Source organism: Nocardia harenae NBRC 108248, assembly GCF_001612885.1.
Lineage (GTDB): Bacteria > Actinomycetota > Actinomycetes > Mycobacteriales > Mycobacteriaceae > Nocardia > Nocardia harenae.
In genome coordinates this window covers 222,540-239,505 of the sequence record NZ_BDBH01000002.1, presented here as the reverse complement: position 1 = coordinate 239,505, position 16,966 = coordinate 222,540, and the positions used below count along the sequence as shown (strand labels likewise).

The 16,966-nt window shown below is 70.2% G+C and carries 15 protein-coding genes, 1 tRNA gene and 1 other RNA gene; 10 read left to right on the top strand and 7 right to left on the bottom strand.

All coding sequences use genetic code 11. The features are described 5' to 3' along the window. Positions 1–60 precede the first annotated feature (60 nt). Positions 61–2,358 (bottom strand): MMPL family transporter, encoded by a 2,298-nt coding sequence (locus tag NH2_RS04030; RefSeq protein ID WP_067648332.1) that lies wholly within the window; start codon positions 2,356–2,358, stop codon positions 61–63. A gap of 213 nt (positions 2,359–2,571) precedes the next feature. Here NH2_RS04030 and NH2_RS04025 point away from each other — a divergent pair, with 213 nt between their 5' ends. From NH2_RS04025 to tgt, 5 genes are all read left to right on the top strand, one after another. Next, the gene (locus tag NH2_RS04025) at positions 2,572–3,165 is read left to right on the top strand and encodes a TetR/AcrR family transcriptional regulator (RefSeq protein WP_067648331.1); all 594 of its coding nucleotides are present in this window, start codon (positions 2,572–2,574) and stop codon (positions 3,163–3,165) included. A gap of 94 nt (positions 3,166–3,259) precedes the next feature. Further along, positions 3,260–3,718 carry an RrF2 family transcriptional regulator gene (locus NH2_RS04020; protein ID WP_067648328.1) on the top strand — a complete coding sequence of 153 codons (459 nt, stop codon included), beginning with the start codon at positions 3,260–3,262 and terminating at the stop codon, positions 3,716–3,718. A gap of 46 nt (positions 3,719–3,764) precedes the next feature. Continuing rightward, positions 3,765–5,498 (top strand): ABC transporter ATP-binding protein, encoded by a 1,734-nt coding sequence (locus tag NH2_RS04015; protein WP_067648326.1) that lies wholly within the window; start codon positions 3,765–3,767, stop codon positions 5,496–5,498. 150 nt (positions 5,499–5,648) lie between these two features. After that, positions 5,649–7,556, top strand: coding sequence for an ABC transporter ATP-binding protein (locus NH2_RS04010; protein WP_084505199.1), 1,908 nt, complete (start codon positions 5,649–5,651; stop codon positions 7,554–7,556). A gap of 26 nt (positions 7,557–7,582) precedes the next feature. After that, positions 7,583–8,824: a tRNA guanosine(34) transglycosylase Tgt gene (tgt, locus tag NH2_RS04005; RefSeq protein WP_439951730.1), complete on the top strand. Its 1,242-nt coding sequence runs from the start codon at positions 7,583–7,585 to the stop codon at positions 8,822–8,824. A 20-nt stretch (positions 8,825–8,844) separates the two neighbouring features. Here the strand turns inward: tgt and NH2_RS04000 are convergent, their stop codons facing one another. Next, positions 8,845–9,624, bottom strand: coding sequence for a queuosine precursor transporter (locus NH2_RS04000; protein WP_067648316.1), 780 nt, complete (start codon positions 9,622–9,624; stop codon positions 8,845–8,847). Positions 9,625–9,653: 29 nt separating this feature from the next. Here NH2_RS04000 and NH2_RS03995 point away from each other — a divergent pair, with 29 nt between their 5' ends. Further along, positions 9,654–10,208, top strand: a complete 555-nt coding sequence (locus tag NH2_RS03995) for a DUF4190 domain-containing protein (protein WP_067648313.1) — start codon at positions 9,654–9,656, stop codon at positions 10,206–10,208. Positions 10,209–10,276: 68 nt separating this feature from the next. On the opposite strand, the gene NH2_RS03990 is transcribed toward NH2_RS03995, so the two are convergent. The 3 genes from NH2_RS03990 to NH2_RS03980 are packed head-to-tail and all read right to left on the bottom strand — an operon-like array spanning position 10,277 to position 12,492. Further along, positions 10,277–10,981, bottom strand: coding sequence for an RDD family protein (locus NH2_RS03990; RefSeq protein WP_067648310.1), 705 nt, complete (start codon positions 10,979–10,981; stop codon positions 10,277–10,279). Between the two features lie 45 nt (positions 10,982–11,026). Continuing rightward, positions 11,027–12,016 (bottom strand): tRNA glutamyl-Q(34) synthetase GluQRS, encoded by a 990-nt coding sequence (gene gluQRS, locus NH2_RS03985; RefSeq protein ID WP_084505198.1) that lies wholly within the window; start codon positions 12,014–12,016, stop codon positions 11,027–11,029. Beyond that, positions 12,013–12,492 carry a DUF309 domain-containing protein gene (locus NH2_RS03980; RefSeq protein ID WP_067648308.1) on the bottom strand — a complete coding sequence of 160 codons (480 nt, stop codon included), beginning with the start codon at positions 12,490–12,492 and terminating at the stop codon, positions 12,013–12,015. The genes gluQRS and NH2_RS03980 overlap by 4 nt, the downstream gene beginning before the upstream one ends. 278 nt (positions 12,493–12,770) lie before the next feature. Here NH2_RS03980 and NH2_RS30270 point away from each other — a divergent pair, with 278 nt between their 5' ends. Continuing rightward, the gene (locus tag NH2_RS30270; RefSeq protein WP_369690024.1) at positions 12,771–13,112 is read left to right on the top strand and encodes a DUF397 domain-containing protein; all 342 of its coding nucleotides are present in this window, start codon (positions 12,771–12,773) and stop codon (positions 13,110–13,112) included. A gap of 697 nt (positions 13,113–13,809) precedes the next feature. Then, entirely contained in the window at positions 13,810–14,706 is an 897-nt protein-coding gene (locus NH2_RS03970) for a WS/DGAT domain-containing protein (RefSeq protein ID WP_157103593.1), read from the top strand. A 96-nt stretch (positions 14,707–14,802) separates the two neighbouring features. Here the strand turns inward: NH2_RS03970 and NH2_RS03965 are convergent, their stop codons facing one another. Further along, entirely contained in the window at positions 14,803–15,114 is a 312-nt protein-coding gene (locus NH2_RS03965) for a hypothetical protein (RefSeq protein ID WP_067648296.1), read from the bottom strand. A gap of 157 nt (positions 15,115–15,271) precedes the next feature. Beyond that, a tRNA-Ser gene (locus NH2_RS03960) sits at positions 15,272–15,356 on the bottom strand. Positions 15,357–15,439: 83 nt separating this feature from the next. Here NH2_RS03960 and ffs point away from each other — a divergent pair. Further along, an RNA gene (ffs, locus tag NH2_RS03955) (signal recognition particle sRNA small type) lies at positions 15,440–15,534 on the top strand. 134 nt (positions 15,535–15,668) lie between these two features. Continuing rightward, entirely contained in the window at positions 15,669–16,958 is a 1,290-nt protein-coding gene (locus NH2_RS03950; RefSeq protein WP_067648293.1) for an aspartate aminotransferase type Ic, read from the top strand. The last annotated feature ends 8 nt before the right edge of the window (positions 16,959–16,966 follow it).

Sequence of the window (16,966 nt, the reverse complement as noted above, 5' to 3'; positions counted from 1 at the left end):
CTGTCATGTGCGCGGGCCCCGCACCCGGAAGGGTGCGGGGCCCGCCATTGCACGTCCGGGTCAGGAGACCGAGGCAGGCTCCTTCTCCTTCGCCTCGGTGCGGTTCTCGCGCAGCGCGACCAGCTTGGCGCCCTCGACATCGATGTCGGGCAGGATCCGGTCCAGCCAGGCGGGCATCCACCAAGCCCACTTGCCGAGCAAGGCGAGCAGGGACGGGATCAGGATCATCCGGACGATGAAGGCGTCGAACAGCACGCCAGCGGCCAGCGCGAAGCCCATCGACTTCACCACCGCGTTCGACTCGAGCATGAAGGAGCCGAAGACCGAGATCATGATGATCGCCGCGGCGATCACCACCCGGGCGCCGTGGTGGTAGCCGCTGATCATGGCGTCGACCGGCGACTTGCCGTGCACGTACTCCTCGCGCATCCGGGTCACCAGGAAGACCTGGTAGTCCATGGCGAGGCCGAAGACGAGGCCGATGAGCATGATCGGCAGGAAGCTGACGATCGGCCCCGGATCCTCGATCAGCCCGAGCGCGCCCTCCTGGAAGATCAGCACCGTGGCGCCGAAGGTGGCGGCCATGGAGAGCAGGAAGCCGAGCGCGGCGGTGAGCGGCACGAGGATCGAGCGGAACACCAGGATCAGCAGCACGAAGGCGGCGCCTGCCACGATCGCCAGGTACGGCGCGATCTTGCTGAGCAGCACATGGTCGATATCGGCGTAGATGGCGGTGGAGCCGGTGATGCCGTACTCCATGCCGTACTCGCTCTGCAGCTCGGCCTCGGCGTCCCTGGCCTCGGCGACCAGGTCCTTGGTGGCCTGGTCGTTCGGGCCCGCCTTCGGCACGCCGTCGATGAGCGCGCCGAGGCCGTCCTCGCTGCGCTGCGGCGCGGTCACGTAGTCCATGCCCGGGTAGGAGCCGAGCCGCTCCTGCAGCGCGGCCAGCGCGGCGTCGCGGCGCTCGGCCGGGACACCTTCCAGGTCGACGGCGACGTTGAGGATGCCGTTGCTGCCCTCGCCGAAGCCATCGGTGCGCAGCTCGTAGGCCTTCCGCACGGTGGTGTCGCGGGGCATGCTGTCCTCGCCGGGCAGCCCGAGCTGGAGCCCGGCCGCCGGTGCGGCGAGCGCGCCGAGCAGCACCACGCTGAGCAGCAGCGTCACCGCGGGCGCCTTGGCGATCACTCGCGCGATCCTGGTGCCGACGGTGACCACCGATTCGTCTTCGGTGTCGTGCTTGGCGATGAACGGGATCTTCGGCTTGAAGAGGAAACGGCCGAAGGCGCCGAGCAGCGCGGGCATCAGGGTGATGGCGGTGAGCACGGCGAACGCGGCGGCGACGGCGCCGCCGAGGCCCATGAAGGTCAGGAAGCGGACGCCGACGATGCTCAGCCCGGCCAGCGCGATGATCACGGTGAGCCCGGCGAAGACCACTGCGGAACCGGCGGTGCCGAGCGCGGTCCCGGCCGCGTCCTCCGGCGAATCGCCGACGCTGATCTCGTGTTTGTACCGGGAGACGATGAACAGCGCGTAGTCGATGGAGAGCGCGATGCCGATCATCGAGGCCAGGAAGACGGTGAAGGTCGGCATATTGATGAAGTTCGTGCCGACCATGATCAGCGACGTCGCGGCGCCGAGCCCGACGAGCGCGGTGAGGATCGGCACGAAGGCCGCCACGATCGCGCCGAAGGCCACGATCATCACCACCAGCGCCACCGCCATGCCGATCAGCTCGGACGTGCCGCTCGGCATCTCCGGCTCCTGCGCGATGGAGCCGCTCAGCTCGACCGTCAGCCCGGCGTTGCGCGCCTCGTCGGCCACGTCGTAGGCGGCCGCGCGGTCGTCGGCGGTGACGTCGGCGAACTTGGCGATGCCGAAGGGCACGCTCAGGATGGCGACCGAATCGGGGTTCGCCTCGTTGAGCACGTTCAGCGGCGCCGAGCTGCACGTCGACGGATCCCGGTCGGTGAGGCAGCCCAGCTGCTCGGTGGCCTCGATCGGGTCGGCCAGCGGCTTGGCGTGGTCGACGATGCCGAGCTCGTTCAGCTTGGCGATGAACGCCTCGACCGCGGCCCGGTTCGCCGGGTCGGTGAGCTTCTGCCCCGCGGGCGCGCCGATCACGTAGGTGCCGGTGACGGCGTCGAAGTCGAAGGCGGCCGAGGCGCCGGGGAAGTGCCTGTCCAGGATCTCGGTGGCTCGCTCCGAGGGGAGGCCGGGCAGGCTGAAGTCGTCGGTCATCGGTTTGCTCAGCGTGTTGCCGACCCCGGCGAGCAGGACGAGCAGTAAGAGCCAGACCGGAAGCACTATCCATTTACGGCGGAAAGCGAACTTTCCCCACCGGTAGAGAAGTACGGACACGAGAATCTCCTGACGATGACTGGGCGCGCTGAGTCGAGCGGTGGGAACAGCACCGGTGTAGACAGCACCCGCGGGGTCTTCGTCGGCCCCGCCTCCACAGATCGCTCTCTGCCTACCGTGCGGTAGGTAGACTAACCGCCGGACAGCGGCCGCGACAACACCGTTGCCGCGGGGTACAGGCACCGTGTACCCAAGCAGGAAAGGACCGAACATATGCCGAGCCGAAGCCCGGCTGCCGCCGTATCCGCAGGTGGCAGCACCAAAGACGCGATTCGCGATGCCGCGCTCGACCTCTTCGCGGTCAAGGGCTTCGAGCAGACGAGCCTGCGCGAGGTAGCCGATGTGGTGGGAATCACCAAGGCGTCCCTCTACTATCATTACGCCTCGAAACAGGATCTGCTAGGGGCGATCATCGATCCGATCGTCGATCACATGCGGTCGATAGCGACCGAGACCGACAGCGTCGTCTGGTCCGGCGCGAACGTGCGCACGGTCCTGCGCGACTATCTGCGCGGGATCGTGCGGCACCGGGACGCGGGTGTGCTGCTCCTGCGCGATACGGTCGCCATCATCAACGCGCTCAACGACCGCTACCCGGACTGGATAGACAGCAGCGAGCGGATCCGGTTGTGGCTGGCGGGGCCATCGCCGACCGACGAGTCCACGCTGCGCGCCGCCGCGGCGCTGGAGGTGATCACGGTGGCGCTGGTGAGCGCCGAGTACGTGCCCGGCGCACCGGAGGAGCTGGTGGAGCACCTCCTGCTGGACTGCGCCGTGACGGTGCTCGGTGGCCTCGCCGACCGGTGAGACGTTCCGGCGCGGGCGGATTCGGTCCGTGCGGCGCGTAGATTCTCCGGTGTCAACCGGGAGTCCTCCGATCGCCGAGTCCAGGAGCTTAGCCGTGCACATCACCGCGAGGGTCGACTACGCGGTACGAACGCTGCTCGAGATCGCGCGCGGCCAGGCGGCGGGCGCGGTGAAGGCGGACGCCATCGCCACCGCGCAGCAGATCCCGCCGAAGGTGCTGGAGACGGTGCTCGGCGAGCTGCGCCGCGGCACCCTGGTGACCAGCCGCCGCGGCCCGGACGGCGGGTACCGGCTGGCCCGCCCGGCCGCGGAGATCTCGGTGGCCGATGTCATCCGCGCGGTGGAGAGCCCGCTCGCCTCGGTGCGCGGGCAGCGCCCGGAGGACGTCAAGTACACGGGCGCGGCCGAGCCGCTGCAGCAGGTGTGGATCGCCTTGCGCGTCAACATCAGATCGGTGCTGGAGAACGTCTCGATCGCCGATATCGCCGCCGACGAGCTGCCCGGCTTCGTGGTTTCGCTGACGGCTGATCCCGGCGCATGGGCGCGGCGCTGAAAAGCCGGCGACGGCGTACCCGGCACCCGGTAGCCTCCCCCACATCATGTTGATCGGACTGCTCCGCACCCGTCTTTACCCCTACCGCAGGCAGCTCGCCGCGGTGGTGGCGCTCCAGCTGATCTCCGTCATCGCCATGCTCTACCTGCCGAGCCTGAACGCGGATCTGATCGACGACGGCGTCACCAAGGGCGATATCGGCTACATCTGGAGCACCGGCCTGTGGATGCTCGCCGTTTCCGGCGTGCAGATCCTGGCCTCGGCGACGTCGGTGTACTTCGCGGCGCAGGCGGCCATGGGGGCGGGCCGGGATATGCGCGGTGCGCTGCTGCACCGGGTCGGCACCTTCAGCGCGCGCGAGGTCGGGCAGTTCGGCGCGCCCTCGCTGATCACCAGGAACACCAACGACGTGCAGCAGGTGCAGCTGCTCGTGGTGATGTCGGCGACCATCCTGGTGATGGCGCCGATCATGTGCGTCGGCGGCATCATCATGGCGCTGCGCGAGGATCTCGGGCTCTCCTGGCTGCTGCTCGTCGCGGTGCCCGCGCTCGGCATCTCGATGGGCGTGATCGTGGCCTTCATGGTGCCCGGGTTCCGGCAGATGCAGGAGCGCATCGACCAGGTGAACCGGGTGCTGCGCGAGCAGATCACCGGGATCAGGGTGGTGCGCGCCTTCGTCAGGGAGCGGCAGGAGACGGCGCGCTTCGAGGTCGCCAACGACCTGCTCACCGCGGCTTCGCTGCGGGTGGGGCGGCTGATGGCGCTGATGTTCCCCACGGTCATGCTGATCAGCAATCTGACCGCGGTCGGGGTGATCTGGTTCGGCGGGCACGCGGTGGATTCCGGCGACATGCAGATCGGCTCGCTCACCGCGCTGCTCTCCTACGTCATGCAGATCCTGATGGCGGTCATGATGGCCTCGTTCCTGGCCATGATGGCGCCGCGCGCCGCGGTCTCGGCCGACCGCATCGGGGCGGTGCTCGGCACCGAGTCGTCGGTGCGGGAGCCGGCGGCGGCGGTGTCGTTCCGGGAGAGCCCGGCCACGATCGAGTTCCGCGGCGCCGAGTTCGCCTTCCCCGGCGCGGAGAAGCCGGTGCTCTGCGGGGTCCGGTTCCGGGTGGCGCCAGGCAGCACCACCGCCGTCGTCGGCTCCACCGGCGCGGGCAAGACCACGCTGGTCAACCTGATTCCGCGGCTCATCGACGTGACCGCGGGCGCGGTGCTGGTCGGCGGCACCGATGTCAGGGAGCTGGCGCTCGCCGAGCTGCGCGAGCGGATCGGGCTGGTGCCGCAGAAGGCCTACCTCTTCTCCGGCACGGTCGCGGAGAACCTGCGCTACGGCAAGCCGGACGCCACCGACGACGAGCTCTGGCACGCGCTCGAGGTGGCGCAGGCGGCCGGCTTCGTGCGCGAGATGCCGCAGGGGCTGGCGACGCCGATCGCGCAGGGCGGCACCACCGTCTCCGGCGGGCAGCGGCAGCGGCTCGCCATCGCGCGGGCGCTGGTGCGCAAGCCGGCGGTGTACCTCTTCGACGACTCGTTCTCCGCGCTCGACGTCGCCACCGACGCGCGGCTGCGCGCCGCGTTGCGCCCGGAGACCGCCGACGCCGCGGTGATCATCGTGGCCCAGCGGGTGACCACCATCCGCGACGCCGACCAGATCGTGGTGCTGGAGGACGGCGCGGTGGTCGGCATCGGCACGCACGAGGAGCTGCTCCGGGACTGCGCGGAGTACCGGGAGATCGTGGAGAGCCAGCTCTCCGCCCAGGAGGCGCTGTGAGGGACAATCGCGCACGCGCTCGCCGCGCCGACCGGGTGCGGGTGCCCCGCATGGCACAGGAGGCGCTGTGAGGGACAATCGCGCACGCGCTCGCCGCGCCGACCGGGTGCGGGTGCCCCGCATGGCACAGGAGGCGCTGTGACCAGGCCGATGGCGGTGCCCGGCGCGCCGGAGACCAAGCCGAAGTCGTTCAAGTCGTCGCTGAAGCGGCTGCTCGGGCGGCTCGGGCCGCACCGCGTGCTGGTCGGCACCATCGTGACGCTGGTGATCCTGTCGGTGGTGCTGAACACCCTCGGCCCGTACATCCTGGGCCGGGCCACCAACCTGATCTTCGACGGCGTTGTCGGCAAGAACCTGCCCTTTCCGCCAGGTACCACGCGGGACGAGGCGATCGCGGCGGTCAGGGCGAGCGGCCAGGGCACCTTCGCCGACATGCTCGGCGCGATGAACGCGGTGCCCGGCGTCGGCGTCGACTTCGAGGCCGTCGGCCGCGTGCTGATGCTGGTGCTGGTGCTGTACATCGGCGCGGCGGTCTTCGGCTGGCTGCAGGCCTTCCTGCTGAACCTGGTGATCAACCGGACCATCAAGCAGCTCAGGGCCGACGTGGAGGACAAGATCCACCGGCTCCCGCTGCGCTACTTCGACTCGGCGCCGCGCGGCGACGTGCTGAGCCGGGTCACCAATGACGTCGACAATGTCTCGCAGAGCCTGCAGCAGACCATGAGCCAGCTGCTCACCTCGGTCTTCTCGGTGCTCGGCATCCTGGTCGTGATGTTCTGGATCTCGCCGCTGCTCGCGGTGATCGCGCTGCTCACGGTGCCCGCCGCGATCGTGGTGACGGCGCAGATCGCGAAGCGCTCCAAGCCGCACTTCGTGGACCAGTGGAAGTTCACCGGCATGGTGAACGCGCAGGTCGAGGAGGCCTACACCGGCCACGAGATCGTCACCGCCTTCGGCCGGGTGGCCGAGGTGGGCGCGGAGTTCGACCGGCGCAACGAGCAGCTCTACCAGTCCAGCTTCAAGGCGCAGTTCATCTCCGGGCTGATCATGCCCGCGATCATGTTCCTCGGGAACCTCAACTTCGTGCTGGTCGCGCTGGTCGGCGGGGTGCGGGTGGCGACGGGCAACCTCTCGCTCGGCGACGTGCAGGCCTTCATCCAGTACTCGCGGCAGTTCAGCCAGCCGCTCACGCAGATCGGCGCCATGGCCAACCTGCTGCAGTCCGGGGTCGCCTCGGCGGAGCGGATCTTCGAGATCCTGGACGCGGAGGAGCAGGGCAAGGATCCGGTGGAGTTCGCGGAGCGGGGCGCGGGAAGGGGCCGGGTCGAGTTCGATCGGGTGTCCTTCGGCTACGACCCGGCGACGCCGGTGCTCGACGACCTCTCGCTGGTCGCCGAGCCGGGGCACGTGGTCGCCATCGTCGGCCCGACCGGCGCGGGCAAGACCACGCTGGTGAACCTGCTCATGCGGTTCTACGAGCTCGACTCCGGCGCCATCCGGATCGACGGCACCGACATCACCGCCATGACCAGGGACGCGCTGCGCGACCGGATGGGCATGGTGCTGCAGGACACCTGGCTCTTCCGCGGCACCATCAGGGAGAACATCGCCTACGGCAACGAGCACGCCACCGAGGACGAGATCCTCGCGGCCGCCCGCGACGCCTACGTGGACCGCTTCGTGCACGCGCTGCCGGAGGGGTACGACACCGTCATCGACGAGGAGGGGTCGGGGGTGAGCGCGGGCGAGAAGCAGCTCATCACCATCGCGCGGGCCTTCCTGGCCAAGCCATCCATCCTGATCCTGGACGAGGCGACCAGCTCGGTGGACACCCGCACCGAGCTGCTGGTGCAGCAGGCCACCGCGGCGCTGCGCCGGGACCGCACCAGCTTCGTCATCGCGCACCGGCTCTCCACCATCACCGGTGCCGATCTGATCGTGGTGATGGAGAAGGGCACCATCGTGGAGCAGGGCACGCACCACGAGCTGCTCGAACGCCGCGGCGCCTACTACCGGCTCTACAACGCCCAGTTCGCGGCGGCCACCGCGCAGGCGTGACCGGGGCGCCTGCGAGGATGGGCGGCGTGGCTGCCGACTTCTCGTTCCGCATCGATGCCAGGCTGCCGGGGCGGCACGGGCGCGCCGGGGTGATCACGACCCCGCACGGCGCGATCGCCACCCCCGCCTTCGTCCCGGTCGGCACCAAGGCGACGGTCAAGGCGGTGCTGCCGGAGACCATGGCCGAGCTGGGGTCGCAGGCGCTGCTGGCCAACGCGTACCACCTCTACCTGCAACCGGGCCCGGACATCGTGGACGAGGCGGGCGGGCTCGGCGCCTTCATGAACTGGCCCGGCCCCACCTTCACCGACAGCGGCGGGTTCCAGGTGATGTCGCTGGGCGCCGGGTTCAAGAAGGTGCTCGCCATGGAGGCGGTCACCGTGCAGAGCGACGACGTCATAGCGCCGGGCAAGGAGCGGCTCGCCACCGTGGACGAGGACGGCGTCACCTTCCGCTCGCACCTGGACGGCTCGGCGCACCGCTTCACCCCCGAGGTCTCCATGGGGATCCAGCATCAGCTCGGCGCGGACATCATGTTCGCCTTCGACGAGCTCACCACGCTGCTGAACACCCGCCGCTACCAGGAGCAGGCGCTGGCCCGCACGCACCGCTGGGCGCAGCGCTGCCTGGACGAGCACGAGAAGCTCACCGCGCAGCGCGCACACCGCCCCTACCAGGCGCTCTTCGGCGTCATCCAGGGTGCGCAGTACGAGGACCTGCGGCGCAAGGCGTGCCGCGAGCTGGCCGCGCTGCGCGGTGCGGAGGGGTCGGGGTTCGACGGGTACGGCATCGGCGGCGCGCTGGAGAAGGCGAAGCTCGGCGCCATCGTCGGCTGGTGCTGCGACGAGCTGCCCGAGGAGCGGCCGCGGCACATGCTCGGCATCAGCGAGCCGGAGGATCTCTTCGCGGCGGTCGAGAACGGCGCCGACACCTTCGACTGCGTGAACCCCTCGCGGGTGGCGCGCAATGCCGCCGTCTACCACCCGGACGGCCGCTACAACATCAACACCAGCCGCTTCCGCCGCGACTTCACCCCCATCGACGACGAGTGCGACTGCTACACCTGCGCGCACTACACCCGGGCGTACCTGCACCACCTGTTCAAGGCCAAGGAGATGCTGGCCGCCACGCTCTGCACCGTGCACAACGAGCGCTTCACCGTGCGGCTGCTGGACCGGATCCGGGCGAGCATCGTCGACGGCGGCTTCGACGCCTTCCGCGCGGAGACGCTGGGGCGCTGGGGTACCGGGAGGGCGGCCACGAACTGAGCCGCCCTCGCGCGGCTCACTCACTCCTCGACGGCGGGGCGCGGGCGGGGCTCGTAGTCCTCGTGCCGCTTCAGCCAGGCGATCACCCGGTAGGTGATGGGCAGGACGAGCACCTCGCACAGCGTCTTCCAGAGGAAGCCGACCACCAGGTAGTTCACGAATTGCTGCCAGGTGTCGATGCCGATGGCACCGGCCGCGATGGCACAGAAGAGCAGGGTGTCGGCGAACTCGCCGACCACGGTGGAGCCGATCAGCCGGGCCCACAGGAACCGCTCCTTGGTGCGCTCCTTGATCAGCACCAGCGTGACGGAGTTCAGCAGCTGCCCGACCAGGTACCCGGCCAGCCCGGCGAGCACCAGCCGCGGCGTGGTGCCGATGACGGTGCGGAACGCCTCCTGGTTCTCGTAGAACCCGGCGGCGGGCAGCCGGATGGCGATGGCGAAGCAGGCGACGGTGAGCAGCAGCGCGGCGAAGCCGTAGAGCACCGCGCGGCGGGTGGCGCGGAAGCCGTACACCTCGCTGAGCACGTCGCCGAGGATGTAGGCGAGCGGGAAGAGGAAGAAGGCGCCGTCGGTCGCGATCGGCAGGATCTGCACCGGTCCGAGCGTCAGCGACGAGCCGGCGAAGAACTCCACGCCCTTGGTGGCGCAGACATTGGAGATGATCAGGGTGGTGGCGAAGAGCGCCACGATCGGGGTGTAGTAGCCCCGTGCCGCCTGGGCGAATGCCGCATGGGCGGGCACGGGGCGTCCAGACCCGTCGTGGTCGTCGAGCTTGGTGGAATCGGTCACGCGCCTCATCAAACCAGGTCGTGGAATACGCTGTACCCATGACGAATCCCGGCGATTCCGACGAGTGGTGGAAGCAGTACGGCGGCCAAGGCGTGTCGCCGGATTCCGGCGCGCAGGGCTCGATGCCGCAGTACCCGACCTCCGACCAGCCCGGATACCCGTCGGCGCCACAGCAACCCGAGCAGCAGTACGGCCAGCAACAGCAGTACGGGCAGCCGCAGAGCCAGCCGCAGTACGGCCAGCAGTCCTATTCCAGCTACCCGCAGCAACCCGCCGCGCAGCCGTACGGCCAGCCGCAGCCGAACTACGGCAACCAGGGGTACGCGGGCGGCGCCTACCAGCCCTACGGCTACCCGCAGAACCAGGGCACGAACGGCCTCGCCATCGCCTCGCTGATCGTCTCGCTGGTCGGGCTCTGCACCTGCCTCGGCTCGATCGTCGGCATCGTGCTCGGCATCATGGCGCTGAACCAGATCAAGGAGCGCGGCGGCCAGGAGGGCCGCAATATGGCGCTGGCGGGCATCTGGATCGGCGCCGGCGGCATCGCGCTGACCATCGTGTACTTCGTGATCGTGCTCGTCGGCTCGGCCTGACCTTCGTCGAACGCGCGAGGGGCGCCCCCACCATCGGTGGGAGCGCCCCTCGTTCGTCGCGCTGTGGCCTACTGCCCGGCCTTGACGACCTGGGTGCCGCCGGCGAACTTGTCGTGCCAGCCCTGCCGGTTCGGGTCGTTCGAGATGGTGATCATGATGTAGATGATAAGGCCGAGCGAGATCAGCCCGCCGACGCAGGGGATCACGTTGGCGAGCATGAACAGGTTGCGCTTGACCGAGGTCTGCGGGTCGATCTTGGCCGCGCCGCCGGGGGCGAGCACCTTGAGGCCGAAGATCTTCTTGCCGAGCGTCGCGCCCTGCGAGGTCTCCAGCGCGACGAAGTAGGCGATGCCCGCGAGCGAGATCAGCAGGCCCGCGATGAACTGCCCGACGAAGTTGTCGTAGCCGATGAGCGCGGCGACGATGGCGACCGGGATGCCGACGATCAGGTTGTCGATGATCCGGGCCACGATGCGGATGCCGAGGTCGCCCGGCTGGCCGGGGCCGGTGTAGCCCGGCTGCTGGCCGTACTGCTGGCCGGTCTGCGGGTACGGCTGCTGCTGGCCGTACGGATCCTGGCCGTACTGCGGCTGCTGCCCGTACTGGGGCTGCTGGCCGTACTGGGGCTGCTGCTGGCCGTACGGATCCTGCCCGTACTGGGGCTGCTGGCCGTACTGCTGGCCGCCCTGCTGGGGGTATTGCTGGCCGCCGCCCTGCGGGTACTGCTGCCCGCCCTGCGGATACTGGTTGGGGTCGTACCCACCGCTCGTCATATGTATGTCCTCGTCCGTGATCAGTCGATCGGGTCGGGTGCTAACTTACGGACATTCCTTCGCTGGCGACAACCTATTCGGGTGCAGTGTCCAGGGATCGTGCGGCAACCGCGCTGGATCGAATCCGCCCAGCACAGCGGCGGGCGTGCGCCCGGTGAGACCGAGCGAACCCACCAGGAGCGCGAAAACCCGCTCCGCCGAATCGCCGAGGGCCAGGCGATCGGCGAGCGTCACCGCCCCGTCGCGCTTGGCCAGCCGCTGCCCCGCCTGGTTGAGCACCAGCGGAACGTGGGCGTAGCGCGGCACCGGGAGCCCGAGCAGGGTGGCGAGATACGCCTGCCGCGGCGCCGAGGCGAGCAGATCGTCGCCGCGCACCACCTGGTCGATTTCCTGCGCGCCGTCGTCGAGCACCACCGCGAGGTTGTAGGCGGGCACGCCGTCGCCGCGCAGCAGCACCACGTCGTCCACCGCACCCCGGTAGCGGCCGTGCAGCTCGTCCACGATCTCGAACTCGGTGACATCGGCGCGCAGCCGGACCGCGGCGGGCCGGCCGGCCGCCAGGAACTCGCCGCGCTGTGCCGGGGTGAGCGTGCGGCAGGTGCCGGGGTAGGCGCCCTGCGGGGCGTGCGGCGCGGTCGCCGCCTGCTGGATCTCCCTGCGGGTGCAGAAGCATTCGTAGGTGCGCCCGGCGGCGGTGAGCCGCTCGACGGCGGCGCGGTACCGCGGCAGCCGCTCCGACTGCCTGATCACCTCGCCGTCCCAGTCGAGGCCGATGGCGCGCAGATCCGCCAGCTGGCGCTCGGCGGCGCCGGGGCGCACCCGGTCCAGATCCTCCATGCGCAGCAGGAAGCGGCGACCGGTGGAGCGGGCGAAGAGCCAGGCCAGGATGGCGGTCCGGAGATTGCCGAGGTGCAGGTCGCCGGAGGGGCTCGGGGCGTAGCGCCCGGCGCCGGGGTCCGGTACGCCGACCGGCCGCGCGGTGCCGGGTGCGTGCTCGGCGGCCTGCCCCGCGGTGCCCGCCTCCGGCGCGCTCATCGGCGCAGCGCGGGCCGCAGGTCGCCGGGGGCGATCTCGGCGTCCGGTGCCAGCCGGGCGACCAGCGCGCGGGCGTATTCGATCAGCCCGGCGCGGTCGACGCCGTGATCGCCGCCCGGCTCCGGTTCGTACATCGCCAGCCGCTCGGCGGCGCGCAGCAGCAGGGTGCGCGCGCCCTTGGCGTTGCCGCGCTGGATGTGCGTGAGCCCCACCGCGAGCTGCGCCAGCCCCTGCCAGAGCTGCCGCTCGGCGAACGGCCCGTTCTTCCAGGCCGCCTCCAGCACCTCGTGCGCGTTGAAGGCGAGACCGTCGTCGAGCAGCTCCTGGGCGTAGCCGAGCGTGCGGTCCGGCGGGAGCTCCAGGTCGTCCGGGATCCGCGGCACCCCGATGCTGCCCGGCGGCAGCGGCCGCCCGAAGCCGTCGCGGGGCCTGGTGCTGCGTGCCCTGCCCTCGGCATCTCGTTCGCGGTCCTGCATCCGTCCATCATCCACGCCGGCGCCCATGCCCGGTTCGGCCACCCGACCGGATTAAAAATGAACGATCACGAACAAATCACGCCGGGTTGGAATGTAGACTTCAACTGTGGCCCGGTAATGGCCCGAGGTGCCCGGCAATGGTCGCGCAACATCCCGAACTCCACCGCTCGGCGCAGGAACGGAGTCGAATAGGTAAGCAGTGAGCAATTTTTCGGCGGACCTGCTACTGTCTAGCACGGGGCCGGCCCCGATCGAGGTGGTTCTCACCTAGGCGAACAGTGCGCTCGCGACGCACTGGGGATGTTCCACACCATCAACTCATTGACGTACCTGGGTTTCGCCTGCGCGAAGCCCGGTGCCGTGAACGAACTCTGAATTGTCGTTCTCGACGCAGCAAAGGAGCTAGTGCCGTGGAGGTTGATACAACCGGCGCTGTGTGGCGGAAGAGTAGTTACAGTGGGCCCGACGGGAACTGCGTGGAAGTCGCATTCCTGGTCGACGGCAACGTAGCGGTCCAGGACAGCAAGGCCGGTGGGCGTGGCCCGGTACTGGCCTTCGCCCAGAGCGAATGGAACACGTTCCTATCCGGGCTATCCGGTGCGGAATTCCGCCGCAGCTGATCCGGACGGATTCGCGAGCGGAATGATCGGCCCCGAGCCGGCGGGCTCGGGGCCTTCGCGCGTCCGGGTGTCATAGCCCGCACCGGCACTCCGTACCGCGCCGGTAGCCTGTTCGGCGATGGAAGCGCTGGCGGCACAGGACGCGACGATGTACTGGCTCGCGGCGCGCGGGCCCACCGATCTCTTCCTGCTCTACTGTTTCGCCGATACCGGACGTCCCGGCGCGGAACTGCGCGAATTCATCGCCCGGCGCAGCGCGCGCATCCCGGAACTGTCGGTCCGCCTCCGCCGGACCCCCGCCGACCTCGACCAGCCCTTCTGGACGCCCTCACAATTCCATTCAGAACAATTCCGGCAACATGAGATTCCCGATTCCGATTGGCACGCGGTGTCGCGGGCGCTCGGAGTGCTCCTCGATAGCCGGGTAGCGGCCGCGGAGTTTCCCTGGCGGCTGCATGTCTTCCGCGGGGTACGCAATGTCCCCGGGGCGGATGGCACCGGTGATCCCGCGCTCGTCGCGGTGCTGCAGGTGTCGCACGCGCTGGCCGATGGCCGGGGTGCGGCGCGCATCGCGCGGGCGCTGTTCGGGGCCGGAGAGCCCGAGGATCCCGGGCGCGCGGGAGCGGATCGGGGCGGAGTGAAAGCATGCTCGCCCGGTGCTTGCCGACCCGATCGTCTTTCCGGTGCACGTACGGATGTGCGTGCGGCAGGGGCGCTGCGGGCGGTGGCGGGCGCCGCGCTCTTCCCCTGGCGGATGGGGGCGACGGTGCTGCGCGGGGTCGCGGCGGCACGGGCGGCGCGCGAGCTGGCGGCGCGCACCGCGGCCGGGGAGATCCCGCCACCGGGGCCAGGATTCCCGCCGGGGCCGCTGAATCCCGCGGCGCCGCCCGCCGGGCACGTCGCGCGGGTGCTGGTGCTGCCCGCCGAGCGGCTGCGCGCCCCCGGCCGCACCGTGACCGTGCTGGCGCTGACCGTCGTCTCGGTGGCGATGGAGCGGTACCTCGCCGAGCGCGGACACCCGGCGGAGCGGCTCGGCGCGCAGGTGCCGGTGGCGATCGCGGCGGGCGAGGGCGGGCACCCGGTGCGGCGGTTCGGCGCGCGGGCGCCGGTGGCGGGTGCGGGCGGGCGGAACAACTACCGCAGCGTCGGAGTCGAGCTGCACACCGGGGTGCCGGAGCTGCGGGAGCGCTCGGCGCTGATCGCGGCCGAGCTGGCCGCGCGCCGCACCCGCGCGGCGCACCCGCTGCTCCGGGCGCAGGACCGGGTGACCGCGGTGCTGCCCGCGGCGGTGCTGCGCCGGGATCTGGAGCGGTACCCGGTGGATGCGGTGCCGGACCAGATCGCCGGGCACACCGTGCTCTCCAGCGTGCACCGGGGTCCGGCGGATCTCGCCTTCGGCGGGGGAGCGGTGCGCTGGTCCTGCGGCTTTCCCGCGCTGGGCAGCGTCATGCACCTGACGCACGGCGTGACCGGCCTCGGCGACACCCTGACGCTCTCGGTGCACGCCGACCCCGCGGTGCTGCCCGACCCGGATCGGTATCTGGAGCTGCTGGCCGCCGCGGTGGCCGAAGTCGGCGCCGCGCACCGGGATTGATCAGCGCAGGAGCCGGGCGCCGTGCCCGTCGGCTCCGTCGACGTGGACCACCGCGCTGTCCATTCCGGTGACCCGGCGCCGGTGCGGCGAGCGGATTTACCAGACGCTCGGCACGCACGGGTTGGGCAGGCTGGAGCCCGCGGCCAGATCGCAGACGCCGCTGGTGAAGATCTTGAACGGGGTGGTGACCAGCAGCACGAGGACGCCGATCACATTGCCCTGCTGGACCAGGTACTGCCCGGTGCGCAGCGCGTCGCCCGCGTGGTCCGCCCCCGAGGAGCCGGTGCTGTAGCTGTCGGCGACCGGCGCCGGGGCGGGCTCGATCGGCTGGGCCAGCGCGCCGGAGGCGGTGGCGACCAGGGCGGCCGCCGCGACCGAGGCGGCGGTGAGACGAAGGCTTGTACGCATCGATGCGCTCCTCTACTCGAAGAATTGCAATTAACTTATCAGCTTGGGAGCGCGGTGTAAGCCTGAATCGAGAGGGAATTCGTGGTCACTTAGGGGGCCGGCCGGTGGCACGGAAAAGGCCCCGGCCGGGAAGCGATGTTCCCGGCCGGGGCCGCTGCGGAGGATAGGGGATTTGAACCCCTGAGGGCGTTAACCCAACCCGCGTTCCAGGCGAGCGCCATAGGCCACTAGGCGAATCCTCCGTGCAGCAGCATAGCGAACCGGGCGCCGACGACCCAAACCGCCCCGAATTGGGCTACGGCGGGGGCAGGCCGCTACACTGGCCGACGGATCCCGCGCGGCGCGCATCCTGTGAACTCCCCCAGGGCCGGAAGGCAGCAAGGGTCAACGGGCTCTGCCGGGTGCGCGGGGTCCCCTACAACCTCTCCGGGTGCGGCGCTCGGCCGCCCGTATCTTCACGTCCCGGCCGTGCCAACGGCACCCCGCTCGGCGCCGGTCTCGAGTAACCTGGGCGGCGCTTCCACCCCCCCACGCCGCTTGAAAGGCTATTCAGGATGTCCCGGCAAACGCAGATCGGTTTGATGAGCCACGAGGAACTGGTGTCCGAGCACGAGACCCAGGCCACGAACTACGCGAAGCTCCAGACCGAGAAGCTCACGCTGGACCTCACCCGTGGCAAGCCGGCGCCGGAGCAGCTCGATCTCTCCGCGCGGCTGCTCACGCTGCCCGGCGATGGCGACTACCGGGACGGCTCCGGCACCGACTGCCGCAACTACGGCGGCCAGCACGGCGTGCCCGAGCTGCGCGCCATCTTCGGTGAGCTGCTCGGCATTCCGGTCGCGAACCTGATCGCGGGCAACAACGCCAGCCTGGAGATCATGCACGACGTGCTGGTCTTTGCCATGCTCTACGGCACCCCGGATTCCGAGCGGCGCTGGGCGGCCGAGCCGGTGGTCAAGTTCCTCTGTCCGAGCCCGGGTTACGACCGGCACTTCGCCATCACCGAGAGCCTCGGCGTCGAGATGATCCCGGTGCCGATCGGCCCGGACGGGCCGGATACCCGCCGGATCGCCGAGTTGGTCGCGGCCGACCCGGCGATCAAGGGGCTGTGGGCGGTGCCCAACTACTCGAACCCGAGCGGCGTCGTCTTCTCCGAAGAGGTTGCGCGCGAGCTGGTCTCGATGCCGACGGCGGCGCCGGACTTCCGGCTGCTCTGGGACAACGCGTACGCCGTGCACCCGCTCACCGACACCGCGGCGCCGGTGCTCGACGTGCTCGGGCTCGCCGCGGCGGCGGGGAACCCGAACCGCCCGCTGGTCTTCGCCTCCACCTCCAAGATCACCTTCGCCGGGGCGGGGGTCAGCTTCTTCGGGGCCGCGACGCCGAACCTGGAGTGGTACCTGAAGCACGCCGGGAAGAAGAGCATCGGCCCGGACAAGATCAATCAGCTGCGGCACCTGCGCTTCTTCGGCGACGCCGATGGCGTGCGGGCGCACATGCAGAAGCACCGGGAAATCCTGGAGCCCAAGTTCGCGCTGGTGCTGCGCATTCTGGAGGACCGGCTCGGCGCCTCGAAGGTGGCGTCCTGGACCGAGCCCAAGGGCGGCTACTTCATCAGCCTCGACGTGCTGGAGGGCACCGCGGCCCGGGTGATCGCGCTGGCGAAGGATGCCGGGATCGCGCTCACCGCGGCCGGTTCGGCGTTCCCGTACAAGAAGGACCCGGAGGACCGGAACATCCGGATCGCCCCCAGCTTCCCCGGGCTGCCCGAGCTGGAGCAGGCCATGGAGGGGCTGGCCACCTGCGTGCTGCTGGCCGCCACCGAGAAGTACCTGGGTAACTGAGCCGGGGC

Bases quoted from the DNA above. Each gene is read 5' to 3' on its own strand.
- NH2_RS03965 (WP_067648296.1), bottom strand. From the start codon at position 15,114: ATGCGTACAAGCCTTCGTCTCACCGCCGCCTCGGTCGCGGCGGCCGCC.
- NH2_RS04010 (WP_084505199.1), top strand. From the start codon at position 5,649: ATGGCGGTGCCCGGCGCGCCGGAGACCAAGCCGAAGTCGTTCAAGTCG.
- NH2_RS03990 (WP_067648310.1), bottom strand. From the start codon at position 10,981: ATGACGAGCGGTGGGTACGACCCCAACCAGTATCCGCAGGGCGGGCAG.
- NH2_RS03995 (WP_067648313.1), top strand. From the start codon at position 9,654: ATGACGAATCCCGGCGATTCCGACGAGTGGTGGAAGCAGTACGGCGGC.
- NH2_RS03950 (WP_067648293.1), top strand. From the start codon at position 15,669: ATGTCCCGGCAAACGCAGATCGGTTTGATGAGCCACGAGGAACTGGTG.
- NH2_RS04000 (WP_067648316.1), bottom strand. From the start codon at position 9,624: ATGAGGCGCGTGACCGATTCCACCAAGCTCGACGACCACGACGGGTCT.
- gluQRS (WP_084505198.1), bottom strand. From the start codon at position 12,016: ATGAGCGCGCCGGAGGCGGGCACCGCGGGGCAGGCCGCCGAGCACGCA.
- NH2_RS04025 (WP_067648331.1), top strand. From the start codon at position 2,572: ATGCCGAGCCGAAGCCCGGCTGCCGCCGTATCCGCAGGTGGCAGCACC.
- NH2_RS03980 (WP_067648308.1), bottom strand. From the start codon at position 12,492: ATGCAGGACCGCGAACGAGATGCCGAGGGCAGGGCACGCAGCACCAGG.
- NH2_RS04015 (WP_067648326.1), top strand. From the start codon at position 3,765: ATGTTGATCGGACTGCTCCGCACCCGTCTTTACCCCTACCGCAGGCAG.